Below are 18,988 nucleotides of genomic sequence, written 5' to 3' on the forward strand. Positions count from 1 at the left end.
CCTTTACTGCGTTCTAGAGCATTGAGCCCCCAGGGTATAACATATTAGTCTACTTTGTTTGGCTTCATTACCTTTCAAGACACACCAGGAGCCTATTGTAAGTAGACTTTTATTGCCTGATGGAAGATACTGCCCTAGAATGGAACTTCAATTCTGGTTTTCAAGAGAGAATTCTTGCTAGCTGTTGGCGGTGGGCAACAGCAGAGTAAAAGCGTTCATAATCCACCTTGGCTTGCGGATAGAAGAAAACCTGATGGCCTAGCTGCTTTTTTTCGACCAACCCTTTCAGCAAACCAGCCAGTTCAAATTCGTCCTTAAATATATTTACATACGGCTGGCCTAAAATCGCGTCATATCCGTGCAGCCCCATTTCAGTGGAAAGAATTGGTTTACCGTAGTACATCGCCTCCGCTACCTTGGTTTTCATCCCGGAGCCGGAAAAAATCGGGTTAGTTACTACATCGCAACTGTTGTAAAACGGATCCAGGCTATCTACAAACCCATACACGGAAACGTTATCTTTGTTTAACCCCGACACCCCGTCAAACCCCTTACCCACTACGGTGAGTTTTACGTTTGGCATTTGGGAAATTGCAGTTGCCAACCAACGCGCTGCTTGCACATTAGCATAAAATGCACCACCGACAAACAACAGTTTCAATGGTAAACCGCTTTCGGGCCGCGGACTTACCCCGCCCCCGCACGCTACCGCTATCGGCAGTACAGCCGAGGAATGGGAAGGATAGATGCGGTTAGCAGCCTGCAAATCCTCTTGGGTAAGGTACACACAGGCGTCCGCTTTCCTTGCCACTATCCACTCCTGAACATAGTAGTAAGCGGCCAAAGCTAGCGACTTAGGATTTTTTTTATGTACAAACGCCCGGTAAAAGAATATGCTTTCCACGTTGTGATAAAGCACAATGATCCTGACCTTTGGCTTTCTTTTGCGTACCTGGGCCACTGCCGTACCATAGTTCGAGCCGTCAAAAACAACGGTTCCGGTTTCCGGAATCTGGTCGACAAAAGCCCGAAACTCCGGAGTGTCGCAAAGATGTAAACCGTCCAGGCGAAACTTCAGCAAATTAACGTAATTGTTGGACCGGTCATACACGAAGTGGAACACCCGAAGATCCGCGGATATTTCCCTCAACGCCACCATGGTGCTGTGCCGGAATTTTTCCCGCCCCGTGCCCTTGCTGTCGAGCTGGCCGGTGAACAGGGTAAGGGGGGCAGTTAAGCGTTCCATCTGTCGTAAATCAATTTATCAGGCGCTGCCTCCTTTGTATCCAGCAGAGATTTAATACGAAGCAGTGATTCCTTGCCTGTGTAGCTCATCCAATCTTCAAAAAACACATTTGTCTTTTGGAGATATTCTGCACTATTTTGACGGATGCCTGCGATTCGCTGTTCTACTTCACCGATTGATTTGTCGCGCAATTTGACAATGATCTCATCTTCCAGGTAGTAATAATTCAGTCTAACCCCATTGGCCGTTAGGTCTACAACGATTGAACCATTTTTCAAGGCATCTAACGCCACCCCGGACGAGCAAGAGAAAATTACGTCTCCCGGCTCCGACAGGGAGGCAACGCGTTCACTTTCAAAAGTGATGGGACATTGGAGATGATCACCAATAATTTCAGCCATCTCATGTTTCTTCATGCGCGGGTGAAGGCAAATGTGCAGCATCGGCAGCCTAAACCCCTTTAACCACTTGATTTGCCGTATCAGCTCGTTTTTATGATAGGGTGAAGGGGCAAAGATGTATTTACACCTTTGCCGCGCAAAGCCCGTGGCCCGCCAGGGAGCATACTGAATCAGCGGATTGCCTACTACTTTCATTTTACCTGACGCCCCCAGGCTTTTATATATTTCCCGATCCTTTCTACTCCACAGCCCGGCAACGTGAACGGGAAGGTCTTGGTAGGCGACGTTGTTTGCCGTAGGGGCGTGGGGCAGGTAAACGGTACGGATTTCTTTTGCTGCCGCCACCCAGATGAGTGCGCGGCAGGTAACGGAATGCTGGCTGAATACGACAATCGAATCCGGTGAACCCGACAACACCTGGTGGGCACGTATAAAACTCCAGGTCGCCGACTTAATATCCTTTGTTAAAACCGAAACCTGCCCCCCCCGAAGGATTCTGATGAGGATGCCAGGCAGGTTCATCACTAACGTACCATATAACACTACAGCATTTAGTCCCCCCACTGGGCTTTTGGCCCTGGAGGCGCCCAAAAAGCTGCAAATCTTTTGGTAGTAAGCTTCCGTAGTACCCCAATCGCTGAAGATGAGGGTATTTGCGTACCGTCTGTACTTATAAGCAGGCTTTACCAATGGAATCCAGCCCAATAATATTGCTTGTGCGGTGAGCAGTAACAGCCGAGCTTTGGATAACGGGGCGCGATGAGCTTCGGTCAATGCGTAAAAGGGCGCCCCGGTCCATCCTAAAAACGATATATACGTTTCAACAAAAGATGATTTCGTATTGATAATACTAGAGTTTAAATCGTGTAGGGGAGAGGGGGAGGGAAAGAGAACCTATTGAACAGTATTAGTAATCAATGTGGACGGATAGTAATACAGCCTGATTGTGTTGCAACTATTTAAAATTAAAGTGGTGCACTATCGGATCGCCCTATAGCGAAAAAAACGAGTTGGATCTAAATAAAGGGTGGGTAAGACTTCCAATTTGAGCCGGAACCGTTTACACCAAAAAAACATAGGTGAATTGGCCACTTACCAAATTACACCCCCTATCTTCTGCAATACAACGCTTAGTATCCAACGAATAAACATGTACTGATTTAACCGCTTACCGCCATGTACTATTTGAAGACTGGCAGAACTGGCAGAGGGCAGGACGCTAATAGCCCAGTTGCCAGCTCGCTAACTTTATCAAACATGCTTTCAAACCTTATATTCTCTGTACGAATTGCATCAGTTAAAGATATTGCAGTATAGTCCCTATTATTCACTGAGCTATAATAATCAACAAACTTAAATCTTCCACCATGTAATTTATCACCTATAACAACGTGCTTATTAGGGATATTGTATGCATCAGAGGCGATTAATCCATGTAATGAACTAGATAGAATCCGCTCACAAGACAATATGTCGTCTACAAAAGCCTCCACTCCATTTAGTACAGAAATTAATTTTACATCCTCATTGTTGTTCAAAAAAGTTTTCAAACTAGGGTGCTCTAGTTCCGTATAGTGAGGAACAATTCCGACCTTATGCTTGATAGCAATGTCCGGATTGTATAATCGTGGCAACAAAATAGCAGGGTCACCGTAAACCGGGGGGCAGTCTATATTGAAACTTTCGTATACATCTCTAGACAAAGGCCCGCGAACTGCATGGACTACTGAAGGTGTATATGGCAGATTGTCGGGTTTCCTAATGAACCCAGACCCCCAAACTTCGAATCCACCAAATCGAATATTTTGGTCAAGAACGCTACCGATACAAGTGAATTTCCGTCGGTTCTTTATCAGATAAATATCTTTTAAATTAATACACTTTTGCCCCGTTAACGCCTCAACCAAATAAGGGTTTAGTATGTCTCCGAAGTTGAATGTTCCGCCCTTACTATGAGACCAATATAATAGAATATTGTCAGTAAACAGGTTAGCCCTTACAGAATCAAAAAGGTTCGACCACTTGAGTCTATACAAATGACTTTTATACATATAATTTGGTTTACAACCAACCATAGGTTTGGCTAGTTGAAGTTCATCTTTTGAAGCCCAATTAGGCAATTCACCTTAAGAGCAATTCAGCTATATTTCAAGAATTCTCCTAAGCGGTTAAGGTACGAATAATTGTGCAGCTAATCAAAAGAACTACCATAGCTAAGAATTGCATTCATACTGAATTATGGATGCAATTCTACTTTCCCTCTTGTCCTTTTAAGCATCCTCATGATATCCATACCCATACCCATACCCATACCCATACCCATAACCGTAGCCATATCCGTAGCCGTAGCCCCGGCCCTCCTTGACCCCGTTGAGGATAATTGAGAGATTAGGTAGCTTATTGGCCCGGTAGAGCTCATCTACAATAGACAACTGGCCTTTTTTGGACTTTCCAAAGCGGGTCACGTACAGTGAACCATCCACCAAGTGACTCATCAACAACGCGTCGGTTACCAGCCCGATGGGCGGCATGTCGATGAGGATATAATCGAATCGGTTCCGCAACTCCGCCATCATCCTGCCTGTCTTGTCTAACATCAACAATTCGACCGGGTTAGGCGGGATAGCTCCGCTACTGATGTAGTAGAGGTTTTCGTTGAATGTCGTTTTTTGGATGATTTCATCCAAGGTAGCGTTCTCCGTCAGGTAGTTGGTGATACCAGCGCTCATAGCGTCATCGTCATCCAAAATATAACGACTTAATTTGGGCTTCCGCAGGTCCATGCCCATCAGCAAGACTTTCTTATCGGATATGGCCAGACTTATTCCGAGGTTAATACAGACAAAGGTTTTACCTTCCCCGCTCATACTTGAGGTAATGAGCAGCACCTGCTGTTTCTTATCGGGGGCCATGAACCGCAAGTTAGTGCGCAGCATACGAAACATCTCGGCCACCGCGGTACGGCTGTTGCGGCTCACGACCAACCGCTGGTTGCCCTTGGCCTGCATGATGGCACCCAAAAAAGGCGTATCGGTCATCGACTTGATATGCTCCGGCGATTTAATGGTGTCATCCAGAATTTCCAGTAAAGTTATCAGCCCCATTGGCAACAGCAAGCCCAGGAGGAGCGCAATACTGTATACCTGGTAAGGCATAGGCGTAATGGTACTCTGCCGCATGGGTTCTTCCAGCACCCTCACATTGGAAACCGCGGCTGCACTTGATAGGGCGGTTTCTTCTCTGCGCTGGAGCAGGAAGAGGTAAAGATCTTCCCGAATACTTTGCTGCCGCTCTATGGCCATCAGCCCCCGTTGCTTTCCAGGAATCTGTTGAATCGCACGCAAAATACGATTGCTTTCTCCTTCAACTTCTCTGGCCCTTTCCTCCAGGCTATTCTCAAGTTTTGCTATGGCATTCCTGACCACCTTGCTGACTCCTTGAATCTGTTTTTCTACAGGAATAAGGACTGGGTTCCCCGGCTCAGCACCAAGCAGCAACGCTTCCCGTTGCCGCAGTAGCTCATTGTACTGAGATACCAAAGGTGTCAAATCAAGATTTTCCAGGTTCAGGCTGTAGGGCAAATAGGTCAGGGAGTCCTTGACACCACTTGCTAGATCCGTGCGGATATTCTCCAGCGACTCTTCCTGAAGTTCAATTTCTAACAAGCGGCGTTCGTTCTCGCGTAGCTGCTCAAAGGAGGCTTCCAGTTCCCGCTCTGTACCCCCGACGATTTCGTTGTTGATTACGTAATCCTCTGCCTGTTGTTCTACTTCGTTCAGCTCATTGGTGAGATAATTCAGGCGGTCGTTGACAAAGGCAGTAGTTTTGTTTGCTACCTCATTCTTCTCTGCGATCGTCGTTTCGTTATACAGGCGAATTAACTCGTTCATCAAATCGATGGCCCTTTGAGGAACTTGGTCTACCAATGACAACTCCAAAAGTTCAGAATTGCGTACCGGCCGAATGGATAGTTGCTGGACGTATCGACGCGCTACCGTAACAGGATTGCTAATGATCAGGGTAGCCCCCTCCTGTGGTGGGCCTACATAGTCCGGGTTAGATCTGAGTAAAATTACACCAAAAGGCAATGACAGCAGTTCTCCTAGTCGTCCGGTCGTTTCGTAGTCTTCTCCATACCGAAGCGTGAATTCCGGCCCGGTTTTGCTTACCGTAACTTGGAGGGGTTTGTTGTAGAGTTGCCCGCCCTTGTCGTCATAATACGACAATTGGAAGGGTCGCTCCTCCCTTTCGTACAGGTAAGAATCCTTCACCCTGCCCTGCTGAAGGTATACGGCATGAAGGTCCAGGGAATCCACGACCGCCCGCATCATGGCAAATGACCCCAGAATTTCGATTTGATTGGTCAGATTGGTGGAATTGTCCGTAATGAGCGTTCCACCGGCTCCGCTGACCAATTCGGAAACGGCCTCATCTTCAGCGCTTTTTTTCAACAGAATCACACTGCGTACCTCATAGGCCGGTACATCGTAACGCAAATACAGCCACCCAAGAATACCGGTAATTATGGGAAACAGGAGAAAGAGGTACCACATCCGAACCGCCCGGCCCAGAATGGCTTTAATGTCCAATCCACTTCCACCCGGTTTAGGACCTGCAGATTGTACCCCGGCATTGATTTCCGGTGTCGGATTGTTGGCTAAGAGTTCCAAGGATGAAATTTAAAGTGATGTCTAGCGAGTAGCGATCGCGATTATGATGGAAACGAGAGACAAAGCCGCAGTGCCATAGGAAACGAACCGCTGGGCCGGATCGGACACCGTCGCCACGCGGGCCGGAAGGGGTTCGACGTAGATGACGTCGTTCTGTTGTAGGTAGTAGTAGGGTGACTCAAATATGTCGCCCCGTTGCAAGTTCAACCGCGTGTAGGTACGCAGCCCCCGTTCCTCCCGGATGACCAATACATTGGCTCGGTTCGCGTATTGCGTCAAATCGCCCGCCCGCCCGATGGCTTCAAGGAGGGTCACGCGCTTGTTGGTTATTTGAACCGTTCCGGGCTGCAACACTTCCCCCAAGACGGTGACCTTCAGGTTGAGATAACGGATGTTGACCACTGGCGTCTTTAAATAGGGATCGAGCATTTCAGTCAGCTTCCCCTTAACCTCTTCCAGGGTCATCCCTGCCACGGAAATGGTACCTAGTATCGGAAATTCGATATTTCCGTTCACATCCACTAGATACCCGGAGAAGAGTTCAAGTTGCTGAGCATTTTGCCCATTACCGGATTGTCGCTGGCCACCATCCACTGGATCAATGTTGAAGGGCGCGGCCGCTTCGGGATTGATGCTGTTGACGGTGATCCGTAACAGGTCCTCCGGCTGAATTTCCGGGTTGGTATATCCTTCAATGGTCGTCTGTTGGAGGCTGTCAGCACGCAGTGACTGAAAACTTACCAGTTCCTCGTGGGAAACACAGGAGCTGGCCATGGTTACTACTATGCCTGCTAAAATGAATGCCAGGCTGCCAAAGCGAAAGAAATGACCATTCATAAAGATTGATTTAAAGCTGGGAGTTATGCCATTTACCACGCAAAACGATCTCCCGGTCGGTCTGTCTACTGAACCTCCCCATTTTATCAAGGTGGTCCATCCTGTGGGCATCGGAACCCAGCCACTTCACTATCCCCTCATTCAAAAGTTGGGCTGCAACCTTGCGTACCGCTGTTCCGTAATGATCAGTCAGAGAAAGGGTGTTGATCTGTAGTTCGACGCCCTTAGCAACCAGTTTGCGCAACTGCTCTGGCTTATCGTGCAGGTAACTATACCGCTCCGGGTGAGCCAACACTACCTGATAGCCTTTGGCCTGCGCAGTAAAAAGCACCTGGGCAAAATTTGCCGGCATGGAAACAAAGGAAAACTCGATCAGTATCCGGTTTCCGGGTAAGGTTAATAAATTGTCGTGCTGGAGGAGGTCTGTAAAGCCCTCATCAATAAGATATTCAGCTGCGGCGGACAACTCAATCTCGATACCGGAAGATATCACCGCCTCACGAACCAATTCCAGCTTCTCCAAGATTATTGCCGGTGAATTTGGATACAGGTCCGCCATCACGTGGGGGGTAGCGATTAGTTTTCGATACCCCAAAGCAACAAAGCGTTGGATCAGCGCGAGGCTTTCCGTTAAATCCTTTGCCCCGTCGTCAATCCCTGGCAGCCAATGCGCATGCATGTCGGTTTGTAAGAACCCAAAATCCTTAACAGGAGGTGGTTTGCGACGGAGGAAGCCAAACATTATTGAGCCTGTTGACTGTTACTCGCGCCCGCTTCCCGGGTGTAGCCGTAAAACTCCCGGTACCAGTCCAGGAACTGCCGGATGCCGTGGCGGATGTTGGTTTCCGGCTTGTAGCCGAGGTCATCCATCAGGTCCTGTACGTTGGCGTAGGTAGCCGGTACATCGCCTGGCTGGATGTCCATCATAATTTTCTTGGCCTCCAGCCCGAGCTCCTCTTCGATGGCGGTGACGAAGTCCATCAGTTTCACGGGATCGTTGTTGCCAATGTTGTACACCTTGTAGGGTGCCTTGGAAGTGGAGGGGTCGGGGGATTCGCCGGACCAGTCCGGATTGCCCTTGGGCGGATTGTCGATCACCCGCTTGATGCCTTCCACGATATCGTCCACGTAGGTGAAGTCGCGGACCATGTTGCCGTGGTTGAACACCTTGATGGGCTCCCCTTTCAGGATGGCTTCGGTGAAGAGGAAAAGGGCCATATCGGGGCGCCCCCAGGGGCCATATACCGTGAAGAAGCGCAGACCGGTGGTGGCCAGCCCGAACAGGTGGCTGTAGGTATGGGCCATCAGCTCATTGCTCTTCTTGCTGGCGGCGTAAAGGGAGATCGGGTGGTCGACGTTGTCGCTGGTGGCCAGCGGCATCCGCTCGTTGAGGCCGTAGACGCTGGAGCTGGAGGCGTAGGCCAGGTGCTTTACGCCGTGGTGTCGGCAGACCTCCAGGATGTTGGTGAAGCCGATGATGTTGCTGTCGATGTAGGCCTGGGGGTTCACCAGGCTGTAGCGGACGCCGGCCTGGGCAGCCAGGTTGACCACGGTGGTAAACTGTTCGCCAGCGAAGAGGTTGTTCAGCCCGTCGCGGTCAGTCAGGTCCAGCTTGATAAAGCGGTAGTTGGGGTGGGTGCTACTCTGCACCAGTTCGCCGTAGGCGATGGTGTCCCGGGCGATGCCGGCCCGCTCCAGGCGGCCGTATTTGACGTTGACGTCGTAGTAGTCGTTGATGACGTCGAGGCCGACGACCTGCTCGCCCTCGCGGACGAGCCGCCGGGCAAGGTGGGAACCGATGAAACCGGCCGTTCCGGTAATGAGTACCATGCTTGGGGTTTTGTAGGTGCGGAATTAAAGGCGCCAGATGGTCTCTCCGTCGCGCAGTTCGTCGCGGTTGTAGAGGCCCTTCAGGTCGAACAGCAGGAGGTTGTCGCGGCTGAGCTCTCGGAATGAATCCAGGGTGTAATCCTTGAAGCTGGAGTGGGAAACGGCGACCACGATGGCGTCGTACTGCTTGCCGATTTCTTCGGTCAGCGTCAATCCGTACTCGTGGGCCACCTCGTTGGGGCTCGCGTGGGGGTCATGGACGTGGACGTTGACGCCGAAGTCCATGAGTTCACGTACCACGTCCACCACCTTGGAGTTGCGGATGTCGGCGACGTTTTCCTTGAAGGTGACGCCGAGCATGAGCACCTTGCTCTCTTTCGGATTCTTGTTGGCCTTCAGCAGGGACTGTACCAGTTCCTTAGCGATGAAGGCGGGCATCCGGTCATTGATGCGGCGGCCGCTGGCGATCACCAGGGGGTCGTAGCCGAGTTTAACGCTCTTGTGCAGCAGGTAGTAGGGGTCCACGCTGATGCAGTGACCACCCACCAGACCGGGGCGGAAGGGCAGGAAGTTCCACTTCGTACCGGCGGCCTCGAGCACGTCCTGGGTATCGATACCCATCTGGCGGAAAATGATGCTGAGTTCGTTGACGAAGCTGATGTTGACGTCCCGCTGGCTGTTCTCGATCACCTTGGCGGCCTCGGCCACCTTGATACTGGCGGCCTCGTAGATACCGGCGGTGATAACGTCGCCGTAGACGCCGGAAACCACCTTGAGGGTCTCGGGGTCACTGCCGCTTACGATCTTCAGGATCTTGTCGACGGTATGCTCCTTGTCGCCCGGGTTGATGCGCTCCGGGGAGTACCCTACGGTGAAGTCCTCACCGAACTTCAGTCCGCTCTCCTGTTCTAGAATCGGTACGCAGTCCTCCTCGGTACAGCCTGGGTAAACGGTGGACTCAAACACCACGATGTCACCGGCCTTCAGGGCCTTGCCCACCGAGTGGGAGGCACCGAGGAGGGGTTTCAGGTTGGGGATACGGCTCTCGTCCACGGGGGTGGGCACGGCCACGATGTGGAAGGAGGCCCGGGCCAGGTCGGCAGGGTCGGAGGTGAAGGTGATGTCCTTGTTTTCAAAGGCTGAAGCCTCGAGTTCTTCACTGGGGTCCACGGCATTGCGCATCATTTCCACCCGCGAGGCGCTGATGTCGAATCCGATGACGCGGAATTTCTTGGCGAGTTCGAGGGCCAGGGGCAGGCCTACGTATCCGAGGCCTACTACGGAAATGGCTTTTTCTTTGTTGCGGAGGCCTTGCAATAATGCGGTCGGTTGATCTACCACTAGTAAAAGGAAATTTAATATTGAAGTATGGTCACCCTACACTTTGCAGGGCTACCATATTTTTAAAGGTACTGGAAGTGTTACACAGGCTCGTAAAGGTGCCTATTTCGTATTGCCCTCCCGGTTTGAGGTACAAGATTTGGTCAGCATTCCTGATGGTTGAAAGCCGGTGCGCAATTACGATCATCGTATAGGTTCCGGACAGGCTTTCTATATTTTCCTGGATGAGGTTTTCGCTCTGGGAGTCTAGGGCGGAGGTAGCCTCGTCCATCACCAGAATATCAATGTCGCGATACAACTCACGAGCAATTGAGATCCGCTGTCGTTGCCCTCCGCTGAGATTGACGCCATTGATGCCAATCACGGTGTCCAACTGCCCGGGCAGGTCCCGCACGAATCCATCGGCATGCGCAAGCTTGAGCGCTTTCCAGGCCCGAGCTTCTGTCTGGGGGGTGCGCCCTTCCCAAAATGTCACATTGTTAAAAATCGAATCGCTGAACACGTGGGCTTCCTGGGTAACGTAGCCGATACGCTTCCGGTAGGCATTGACGTCTAGCTGCGTAATGTCAACATCATCGATAAAGAGCATACCGGGCTTCACCTTCAACAGCCCGCACAAAATGTTCACCAGCGTTGTTTTTCCCGTGCCACTTTCCCCTACGATACCTAATGTCCGATTTTTATCAACCCGTAATTTGAGGTCTTTGAGTAGGGTGTGGTCATCGTAACCATAAGTGAGGTTCTTCGCCAGTAAGCCAGATTTCAGTCGGTCAATCTTGATTTCACCGTTCATCTCTTGGTGCGCTTCGAGGTCCGCAACGAAGGCTTCCATATTTTCTATGGAGCCCGAGGTCCCCAAAAAGCTGTTGTAGTAATTCTGGACGGATATCAAGTAGATCAACCCCCGATAGAAAAAGAGCAGACTCAGGATAAGCGCGCTCAGCGCGCCCCCGAATACTTTCACCTGCAAGAGGATGGCAACGACCACGATCAAGATGATAATGGGCTCCCGAATGGCAACAGCAATGCTGTTCATCGTCCCTACCCGTCTCTGTTCGTTTTCCACCGCCTTAATAATAGCATCAACCTTGCGCTTGAAAGGTTCCATTAAGTTCGTCGCTTTCAAAAACTTGAAGCTAGAAACACTCTCAATCAAATAGCCTTGAAAGCTATGCGTTTTTTGGGTTACGCCACGCGAAGCGTCTTTAGTTACGGCGTAAATTCGCTTGAAAGCCAGGTTGGAAACCACACCTCCCACAGCTACAATGATAGCAAACCGGGGATTGGCGAGATAGGCCAATGAGATATAGACTAATGTCATGATGCCATTTTGTAGCATCAGGAAGTAGTACCGATGGGAGGAATTGAGCCGCTCTACTTCCCCACTAAAGGTGTTTTGTATCCTGCCCGAATCTGAGGTTGAAAAGGCGCGGTAGTCGTATCCGGCCAGCAACACCATGTTGTTAAGCCGAATTTTGTTGGCAAATCGTTGCCGCAGAATGACCGTGTAATAGTCGGCGCAGAACTTGGCAATGCCCTTCAGACAAAAGAACACTAACATGACGGCTAGAATACTAGTGATGTTCAGGGGAATTCCCACTGCTTGGATTCCCTCTAGGACGAAGTCCATTTCCCCTAGTTCCGGTGTAGCTGCCGATCCAGATTCCGCCGGTCCTGCGGCCTGTAGCAGAGGAAGGAACATTGTGAGGCCAATCCCGTCTAGAATGGCCACGAACATAGCGGCAACCAGGGAGATGATAGCCGCATTGCCCAGGTACTTGTAGAAAAACCGGAAGTAGCCAAACAGCTGCTTTGGAAGTAAACGCTTTATCCTTTTCAAACTGTATGATCTATAAGTGAAGCCAGGTAAGTTCCATAGCTGCTTTTCTTCAAGCGCTCGGCTTGCCGTCGAAGCTCATCCCTGTTAATTAACCCCATCCGCCAGGCCACTTCCTCAATGCAGCCTACCTTATAGCCCTGCCGCTTCTCGATAACGCGGACAAACTCCGAGGCATCGTGGAGGCTGTCCACCGTGCCGGTGTCGAGCCAGGCGGTACCACGGCGCATGATGCCTACTTCCAGTTTTCCCCTCTCGAGGTAATGACGGTTGACGTCGGTGATTTCGTATTCCCCCCGGGGGCTGGGGGTGATGTTCTTGGCGATTTCTACCACGTCGGCGTCGTAGAAGTAGAGTCCCGGAACCGCGTACCGGCTCTTCGGCCGCTGGGGCTTTTCCTCGATGGATACGGCGCGCTGCTTATCGTCAAACTCCACGATCCCGTAGCGTTGGGGGTCCTGCACGGCGTAGGCGAAGATGCGCGCGCCCTTCGTTAGTCGGGCGCTCTCCTGGAGGAGCTCGGTGAGTCCGGCCCCGTAGAAGATGTTGTCGCCCAGGATAAGGGCACAAGGGTCGCCGTTGATGAATTCTTCTCCGATCACGAAGGCCTGGGCCAAGCCATTGGGTTCGGCCTGAGTGGCGTAGGCGAAGCGGCAACCGAGCCGGCTGCCATCGCCCAGTAGACGCTGGAATGCTGGACCGTCTTCCGGGGTAGTGATGATGAGGATTTCCCGGATGCCGGCAAGCATCAGTACCGACAAAGGGTAATAAATCATCGGCTTGTCGTAGATCGGCATCAGCTGTTTGCACACCGCCAGGGTGATGGGGTACAAGCGCGTGCCGCTGCCGCCGGCCAGGATAATCCCCTTCATGCGGAGAATGCTTTTAGGTACCAGGCAACAGTTTCCTCCAGGCCCTGCTGCAGGTCCGTTTGGGGCGTCCAGCCCAGTTCCGTGCGAATCTTTTCGGCGTCTATGGCGTACCGCAGGTCGTGACCGGCCCGGTCGGGCACGAAAGCGATCAGGCCCTCACTGATGCCGACTTCCCGGTCCAGTTGCTCATCCACCGTAGCGCAGATCCGGCGTACCAGGTCGATGTTGCGCCATTCGTCGTTGCCGCCGATGTTGTAGGTTTCCCCCACCCGCCCCCGGTGGAGGATCAGGTCGATAGCGTTTACGTGGTCGCCGACATAGAGCCAGTCTCTCACATTGATGCCTTTACCATAAACGGGGATGGGCCGGTCGTGCACGGCGTTGTTGATGATGACCGGAATCAGCTTCTCGGGGTACTGCCGGGGGCCATAATTATTGGAGCAGTTGCTGATTACGGTTGGCATGCCGTAGGTATGGTGCCAGGCGCGGACGAAGTGATCGCTGCCCGCCTTGGAGGCCGAGTAGGGACTGCGGGGATCGTATGGTGTATCCTCCGTAAAGGCCCCGGTCTCGCCCAGCGAGCCATACACCTCATCGGTCGATACGTGATAGAACAGCTTGCCGCCAAAGTTTCCCTTCCAGGCTTCGTGGGCCGCCTGCAGCAGGGTGGCGGTTCCCACTACGTTGGTTCGCACAAAAACCAGGGGATCCTCAATACTGCGGTCCACGTGGCTCTCGGCGGCCAGGTGAATGACTGTATCGATGGGATAGATCGCGAAGATTTTCCGGATCGCATCGAGGTCCGTAATGTCAACCTCCAGGAAACTGTAGTTATCAGCCCCGGCTACCGCGCTCACGTTGGCCAGATCGCCGGCGTAGGTCAGGGCATCGAGGTTGATGATGTTGTAGTGGGGATACGTCTGCACCAAATGTTCCACCAGGTGAGAACCGATGAATCCCGCCCCTCCGGTAACCATAATGGTCTTGGTGATCATGCAGCAATCTCGTTGAGCCATCCCGCCAGCTGCTTCACCAGGCGGGGATGACTGTATTCCTTAATAACCTCCCGGTCGAGCTCCTCCGTATCTCCACGACGGTAAGATTGGTAGGATTCGTTCAGGTATTCGGCGACGCGCGCGGGTGCCATGTCGTACCCCAGAGAGCAACCGCTGTTCGTTTTTTCCATGATACGGGCTACGTCGCTGTCCATCGGGCCAAAATTCAGGATGGGCCGGCGCGCAGCCAGGTACTCGAAGAACTTCCCGGGGATGCGCCCCGTGGCGTTGTCCTGCTGGTTGAGCAACAACAGCAGCAGGTGGCTGTCGAGTGTCTCCTGCAATGCCTCCCGCCGGCTTACGGTACCGCCAAAATGGGTCTGCTCCACCAGACCGTGGTCCTCAATCGACCGCCGGACGCGGTGGTCGACCTGCCCGAACAGCCGCAGTTCAAAGTCCTCGGTGAAGCCCTCCACCTCCTCCTTTAGTTGGGCAATGGCCCGGAAGAGCACCTCCGGATGGCGGTCGTGCCCCATAATCCCCAGGTGAGTGAGGGTGAACTTCCGGTGGGGTTGCCGTTGCAAGCCGGCAAAATCGTTGGGATCGTAGCCCCAGTAGAGCACCCGCACGTTGCGGGCACCGATCGACTCCAGGTCGGTCTTCCAGCTCGGACTCACGATGGTGGTCAGGCTGGCCTGTCGGAATGCCTCCTGTTCCAGCCGCTCGTGTTTCTTGCGTGCTGCCGCGGTGAGATTCAGCATCTGGTAGTAGTCGACCTGCGTCCAGGGGTCCTGGAAATCGGCCAGCCACGGCAGCCCGGTGGCCCGGCTCACCAGGGTGGCGATGCGGGTGTTGGAGTGGGGCGGTCCGTCGGAAAGGATAGCATCCACCGGGTTATCCTTCAGGTATTCCAAGATACGGTTCACCGAGCCCCGGATCCAGGTGGCCCGGGCGTCGGGGATGAAGAAGTTGCTCCTTACCCAGACAGCCAGCCGGTGCTTCCAGCCGCCTGCGGATTCGTCGGTGTAGAAGACGTTGTTCACGTTTTCGTCGGCCGGCTTGCCCATGAATTTCTTGTACCAGGCGTAGGGCTCCCATATGGGCTGCCGGATGACCTCGAGGTTTTCGGGGAGGTCGGCGTTGTTACTCTCGTCCAGGGTAGGATAGTGGGCTCCGTCGGCGGTGAAGATGACAGGCTCCCAGCCCGACTGCCGCAGGTATTTGGCAAACTTCAGGCAGCGCAGTACGGCGATGCCCCCGGAGGGGGGCCAGTAGTAGGAAACGATCAGGACGCGCTTCAAGCCAGTACTTCAGTTTCTGCCGCATACGGCTTCGCCCTCCATGTGTCGAAGCCACTATGTCCCAACCGCCACCGCGGTCCGTTGTCCGACTTGGTATTCGCTTCTACCAAAGTTTCTTTTTGCCTTCACCATCCGCCGTTTCAGCCGGTAGCGAAGCTCCTTCCAGCGGCACCACGTCGCGGGGAGAAACCTCGCAAGTCATGAGCCGGGCATCGAGCCCTCCGAAGGAAATGATGAAGGTCTTTTTATTCTTTGCGTTCAGGTAATGACCACGGACGCCCGCCAGCGGACCGCGGCAAATTTCCACTAAAGCACCCGGACTTAGGGCCTCGATCTTCTCCTCCACCACCCATTCCAGGGTATTGTCAGTAGAAAGACGCTTGAGGAGTTCGATCTCGTGGGGCTTCACTTGACGCCGCTCGCGGCCCAGTTTTACGAATCCGAAGACGAAGTTTTGCCGCTGTACCGCAACTGCTTGGCGGGCGACAATTTTAACAAAGAGGTAGCCACCTATTAAGGGAATTTGCCGTACCCCAGTCTTTGATTTGTACCTAAAAGGGCGCTCTCGTAAGGGTAGGAAGTACTCAACGCCTTCCAGTTCCAGTTGCTTCGCCACTACCTTCTCCTTCCGGTGACCAACGCGCACCGCGAACCACCGGGGTTCGGCGGGATGCAGGTCATCCAGCGCCGCAGAATGGTCGGATGGAAAGCTTTGGGAATGGGCAGTTATCAGCACTAAGCGACGCTTTAACAGGGTCTTATTCTCCTAAGAGTCCGCAAAGATAACCCTTTGGGCCACAATACGGAGCTTTGCATGTCAAAGCTTTTAATACCCCCCTGACCACCGCCGCAGTCCCCACTCGGCGACGAACAATCCGAACAGCAAAAAGAAGATCCACTTCACGTTCAGGACGGAGCGGGTAGTCACCGTCTGGTAAAGTACCGGCTTGACGGCCTCACTTTGGGCCAGGAAATCGGCCAGAGCGGCGAGCTGTCCGGGGAAGAGCAGGCTGCCCCCGTAGCGCTCACTCAGCTGCCGCAGCAGGCCGTGGTCCGCCTCCAGGGCGTAGCGCTCTACCTCCACGGCCTGGACGCTGAAGCGGCCTTCGCTCACCAGCTCCTCGCCATTGTGGGCCGCGGTGGCCCGGTAGCGGTAGTTGCCCACCGGCAGGGTGCCGGCGTTGAGGGCGTAGGCGTTGGCCGTCCGCGTGAAGGTGTAGTTGTACTCCCGGTCTTCGGGGCCGGTAATTACCACCCGTGCCTCCGGGTCGTTGACCAGCTCGTAGCTGGTGTTGTAGAGTTCCCCGTCGAGGATTACCGGCTCGTTTTCGTCGAAAATGTTCTCCGCCACGCTGACCCGGAACCGGCGCTTGTCCTCCTGCACGGTCAGGAATTGCGCCAGCTGGCTTACCAGTTCATCGAAGCGGGCGTGGTTGCCGTACTCCAGGTAGTCGTAGAGCCGCCACTGCCACAGCCCCGAAGCAGCCAGCACCCCGGTGCGCCGGCCCCGGCTCTCGCCCACCACCAGGAGAGGGTACTCCGTATCGACCCGGCCAATGCGCTGCAACAGCACGGGGTTCGCTCCCGGCCCTACCCGGAATTCCCCGAAGGGGGCCGACAGCGGCGGATAGGTCGGCAAAGCCTGCCGCAGTTCCTCGCTCAGGGTGAAAGCGCTGAAGCCCGGGGCCAGGCGGGCGGTCACCTCGTTGCCCTGCACCTGCGCGCCGCCGCCCGAGAGTTGCAGCAGTTCCTGGGCCGCGTTCACCAGGGGTGCCGGCAGGTCCGGCCCCGTGATGAAGAGGGTGGGAATATTCCCGGCGCGCAACTCCTCCAATTGTCGGCTGACGCGCTGCACGGCCGACGGCAAATGGTGGAGTACCACCAGGTCGTAATCGGACAACCGCCCGTCAAACTTGTTGCCGTAAGCGATTTCCACCTCGTTATTGCGGCCGCTGACCAGGGCCTGCCGCAGGGCCCCGAGGTCGGGATGGGGGGCGGCAGCCAGCAGGAGGATGGACTGGCGTCCGTCAAGCACGTCTACGAAGATGTCGCGCTGGTTGTTGGCCGTGGTGACCTCCTGACCGATGGTGGAGACCGCAATCCGGTACCGCTGTACGCCCGCCCGGTCCGCGTCGAGCACGACTTCCCGGGTGGTGAAAAAATCGGGGCCATCAATGGTAAGGGATTCGGTGTGGAGCACGGAGGTACCGGCCTCCCCCACCCGGCTCACGGTGAGGGCGGTACGCTCCCCGGCGGCGTTGCGGGCGCTGAGGTCAACCTGGATGACGAACTTATCCTCCAGGTAGGCGATGCGGTTGTGGAATACCCGGTTGATGTAGAGGTCGCGCCGGCGGGTGGTATCCCCCAGGCCCACCGTATACACCGGCGCCCTCAGCGGCAGGTCGCGGTAGGCCGGGTTCGGGCCCTGGTTATAGATGCCGTCGGTGGCCAGCACCACCGCTCCCAGGTTCTGGTTGCCGTAGAGATCGGCGATTTCGGACAGCACCGCGTCCAGGTTGGTCTGCTTGTCGGAAAAACTGAGTTCGTCCTCCTCCCGCACCGTGCTGCCGAAGGTGTAGTGCACCACCCGATGATCGCGCGCGAGGGCTTCCCGCAGCGCGGCCCACTCCGCCCGGTAGGCCGTGGTGTCGGTCTCCAGCCCCACCGATTCGCTTACGTCCTGGGCCAGCACGATGATGGGTTCCTGCCGGTCGGTCTGCAGGAAACGCAGCAACGGGGCCAGCAAGAGGACAGCCAGCAGGGTGTACCCCAGGAAGCGGAGCGCGGCCATGCCCCACAGCAGGGGCCGGGAAGCCGTGATCGCCGACCGGTAGTAGAGCAGCAGGGCCACGACCAGTCCGGCCAGCCCGCACAACAGCAGGTACCAGAGCGGGTAGGTAAAGGAGATGTTTTCCAAGGTACGGCCGGGTTTCTACGCGGTGGAGGGCTACTCCACGAACTTATACCCAACGCCCCGCACGCTCAGGAAGTGTGTCGGATTCTTGGGGTCCTGCTCGAAATACTTGCGGAAGGACAGGATAAAGTTATCAATGGTTCGCGTACTGGGGTAGACGTCGTAGCCCCAGACCGACTGCAGGATCTGCTGGCGGCTGACCACCTCGCCCCGCCGTTCGGTGAGCAACTTGAGCAGCATGGCCTCCTTCTTGGTAAGGGTGAAGCCACCCTGGTTGCCGGTGGCCTCGTAGGTGGCGAAGTTTACCTGGTTGTTGCCGAAGGTAAACAGGTCGGGCTGCACATCGGGCGATTTGCTGGTCCGTTCGATGAGGCGGTTGACGCGTAGCAGCAGCTCCTCAAACACGAAGGGCTTGATGAGGTAGTCGTCGGCCCCTTTCTTCAGCCCCTGGATGCGGTCCTGGGCCTGGTCCTTGGCCGTCAGGAAGATGATCGGCGTGTCGCGGTTCGTCAGCCGCACCTGCTCCACCACCTGGAAGCCGTTGACTTCGGGCAGCATCACGTCGACGATCATGATGTCGAAGTGCTGTTCGCTGGCGTACTTCAGGGCCTTGCGGCCGTCTTCGGCGGTCACCACTTCGAAGTTTTCCATTTCGAAGTTGAGTTTCACGGTTTCGCGAATGTTCTCTTCGTCTTCGACCAGCAGGATACGGAGCATGAGGTGATACTTTAGCAGTGGTTACAA

Annotated in this window: 15 protein-coding genes; all 15 read right to left on the reverse strand. The window is 54.2% G+C overall.

What is annotated here, in order from left to right:
• Positions 1-160: 160 nt before the first annotated feature.
• The gene (locus tag CGL56_RS15420; RefSeq protein WP_099107478.1) at positions 161-1,246 is read right to left on the reverse strand and encodes a glycosyltransferase; all 1,086 of its coding nucleotides are present in this window, start codon (positions 1,244-1,246) and stop codon (positions 161-163) included.
• Complete coding sequence (locus CGL56_RS15425; RefSeq protein WP_143470750.1) at positions 1,234-2,172, reverse strand: hypothetical protein; 939 nt, start codon at positions 2,170-2,172, stop codon at positions 1,234-1,236. The genes CGL56_RS15420 and CGL56_RS15425 overlap by 13 nt, the downstream gene beginning before the upstream one ends.
• Before the next feature lie 656 nt (positions 2,173-2,828).
• On the reverse strand, positions 2,829-3,698 hold the full coding sequence (locus tag CGL56_RS15430; RefSeq protein ID WP_167641634.1) for a polysaccharide pyruvyl transferase family protein: 870 nt from the start codon (positions 3,696-3,698) through the stop codon (positions 2,829-2,831).
• A 219-nt stretch (positions 3,699-3,917) separates the two neighbouring features.
• Positions 3,918-6,317, reverse strand: coding sequence for a polysaccharide biosynthesis tyrosine autokinase (locus tag CGL56_RS15435; protein WP_143470751.1), 2,400 nt, complete (start codon positions 6,315-6,317; stop codon positions 3,918-3,920).
• Between the two features lie 21 nt (positions 6,318-6,338).
• Positions 6,339-7,154 (reverse strand): polysaccharide biosynthesis/export family protein, encoded by an 816-nt coding sequence (locus CGL56_RS15440; protein ID WP_209280351.1) that lies wholly within the window; start codon positions 7,152-7,154, stop codon positions 6,339-6,341.
• 10 nt (positions 7,155-7,164) lie between these two features.
• Positions 7,165-7,896, reverse strand: coding sequence for a tyrosine-protein phosphatase (locus CGL56_RS15445; RefSeq protein WP_099107482.1), 732 nt, complete (start codon positions 7,894-7,896; stop codon positions 7,165-7,167).
• Positions 7,896-8,984 (reverse strand): NAD-dependent epimerase, encoded by a 1,089-nt coding sequence (locus tag CGL56_RS15450; protein WP_099107483.1) that lies wholly within the window; start codon positions 8,982-8,984, stop codon positions 7,896-7,898. The genes CGL56_RS15445 and CGL56_RS15450 overlap by 1 nt, the downstream gene beginning before the upstream one ends.
• Positions 8,985-9,008: 24 nt before the next feature.
• Positions 9,009-10,301 (reverse strand): nucleotide sugar dehydrogenase, encoded by a 1,293-nt coding sequence (locus CGL56_RS15455; protein ID WP_209280352.1) that lies wholly within the window; start codon positions 10,299-10,301, stop codon positions 9,009-9,011.
• A 55-nt stretch (positions 10,302-10,356) separates the two neighbouring features.
• Positions 10,357-12,165 (reverse strand): ABC transporter ATP-binding protein, encoded by a 1,809-nt coding sequence (locus CGL56_RS15460; RefSeq protein ID WP_099107485.1) that lies wholly within the window; start codon positions 12,163-12,165, stop codon positions 10,357-10,359.
• Complete coding sequence (gene rfbA, locus CGL56_RS15465) at positions 12,162-13,034, reverse strand: glucose-1-phosphate thymidylyltransferase RfbA (protein WP_099107486.1); 873 nt, start codon at positions 13,032-13,034, stop codon at positions 12,162-12,164. Before rfbA ends, CGL56_RS15460 begins: the two co-directional genes overlap by 4 nt.
• A complete protein-coding gene (gene rfbB / locus CGL56_RS15470) occupies positions 13,031-14,029 on the reverse strand; it encodes a dTDP-glucose 4,6-dehydratase (RefSeq protein ID WP_099107487.1) in 999 nt (332 codons plus the stop codon). Before rfbB ends, rfbA begins: the two co-directional genes overlap by 4 nt.
• Positions 14,026-15,330: a glycosyltransferase gene (locus tag CGL56_RS15475; RefSeq protein WP_099107488.1), complete on the reverse strand. Its 1,305-nt coding sequence runs from the start codon at positions 15,328-15,330 to the stop codon at positions 14,026-14,028. The genes rfbB and CGL56_RS15475 overlap by 4 nt, the downstream gene beginning before the upstream one ends.
• A 103-nt stretch (positions 15,331-15,433) precedes the next feature.
• Positions 15,434-16,066 (reverse strand): transcription termination/antitermination NusG family protein, encoded by a 633-nt coding sequence (locus CGL56_RS15480; protein ID WP_167641635.1) that lies wholly within the window; start codon positions 16,064-16,066, stop codon positions 15,434-15,436.
• Positions 16,067-16,156: 90 nt separating this feature from the next.
• Positions 16,157-18,247: a hypothetical protein gene (locus tag CGL56_RS15485; RefSeq protein WP_099107490.1), complete on the reverse strand. Its 2,091-nt coding sequence runs from the start codon at positions 18,245-18,247 to the stop codon at positions 16,157-16,159.
• Between the two features lie 30 nt (positions 18,248-18,277).
• Positions 18,278-18,961, reverse strand: coding sequence for a response regulator transcription factor (locus CGL56_RS15490; RefSeq protein WP_099107491.1), 684 nt, complete (start codon positions 18,959-18,961; stop codon positions 18,278-18,280).
• Positions 18,962-18,988: the final 27 nt, after the last annotated feature.

Source organism: Neolewinella marina, assembly GCF_002631205.1.
GTDB lineage: Bacteria > Bacteroidota > Bacteroidia > Chitinophagales > Saprospiraceae > Neolewinella > Neolewinella marina.

Coding starts and splice junctions, on each gene's coding strand:
- CGL56_RS15420 (WP_099107478.1), bottom strand. CDS start 1,246: ATGGAACGCTTAACTGCCCCCCTTACCCTGTTCACCGGCCAGCTCGAC.
- CGL56_RS15430 (WP_167641634.1), bottom strand. CDS start 3,698: ATGTATAAAAGTCATTTGTATAGACTCAAGTGGTCGAACCTTTTTGAT.
- CGL56_RS15440 (WP_209280351.1), bottom strand. CDS start 7,154: ATGAATGGTCATTTCTTTCGCTTTGGCAGCCTGGCATTCATTTTAGCA.
- CGL56_RS15445 (WP_099107482.1), bottom strand. CDS start 7,896: ATGTTTGGCTTCCTCCGTCGCAAACCACCTCCTGTTAAGGATTTTGGG.
- CGL56_RS15450 (WP_099107483.1), bottom strand. CDS start 8,984: ATGGTACTCATTACCGGAACGGCCGGTTTCATCGGTTCCCACCTTGCC.
- rfbA (WP_099107486.1), bottom strand. CDS start 13,034: ATGAAGGGGATTATCCTGGCCGGCGGCAGCGGCACGCGCTTGTACCCC.
- rfbB (WP_099107487.1), bottom strand. CDS start 14,029: ATGATCACCAAGACCATTATGGTTACCGGAGGGGCGGGATTCATCGGT.
- CGL56_RS15490 (WP_099107491.1), bottom strand. CDS start 18,961: ATGCTCCGTATCCTGCTGGTCGAAGACGAAGAGAACATTCGCGAAACC.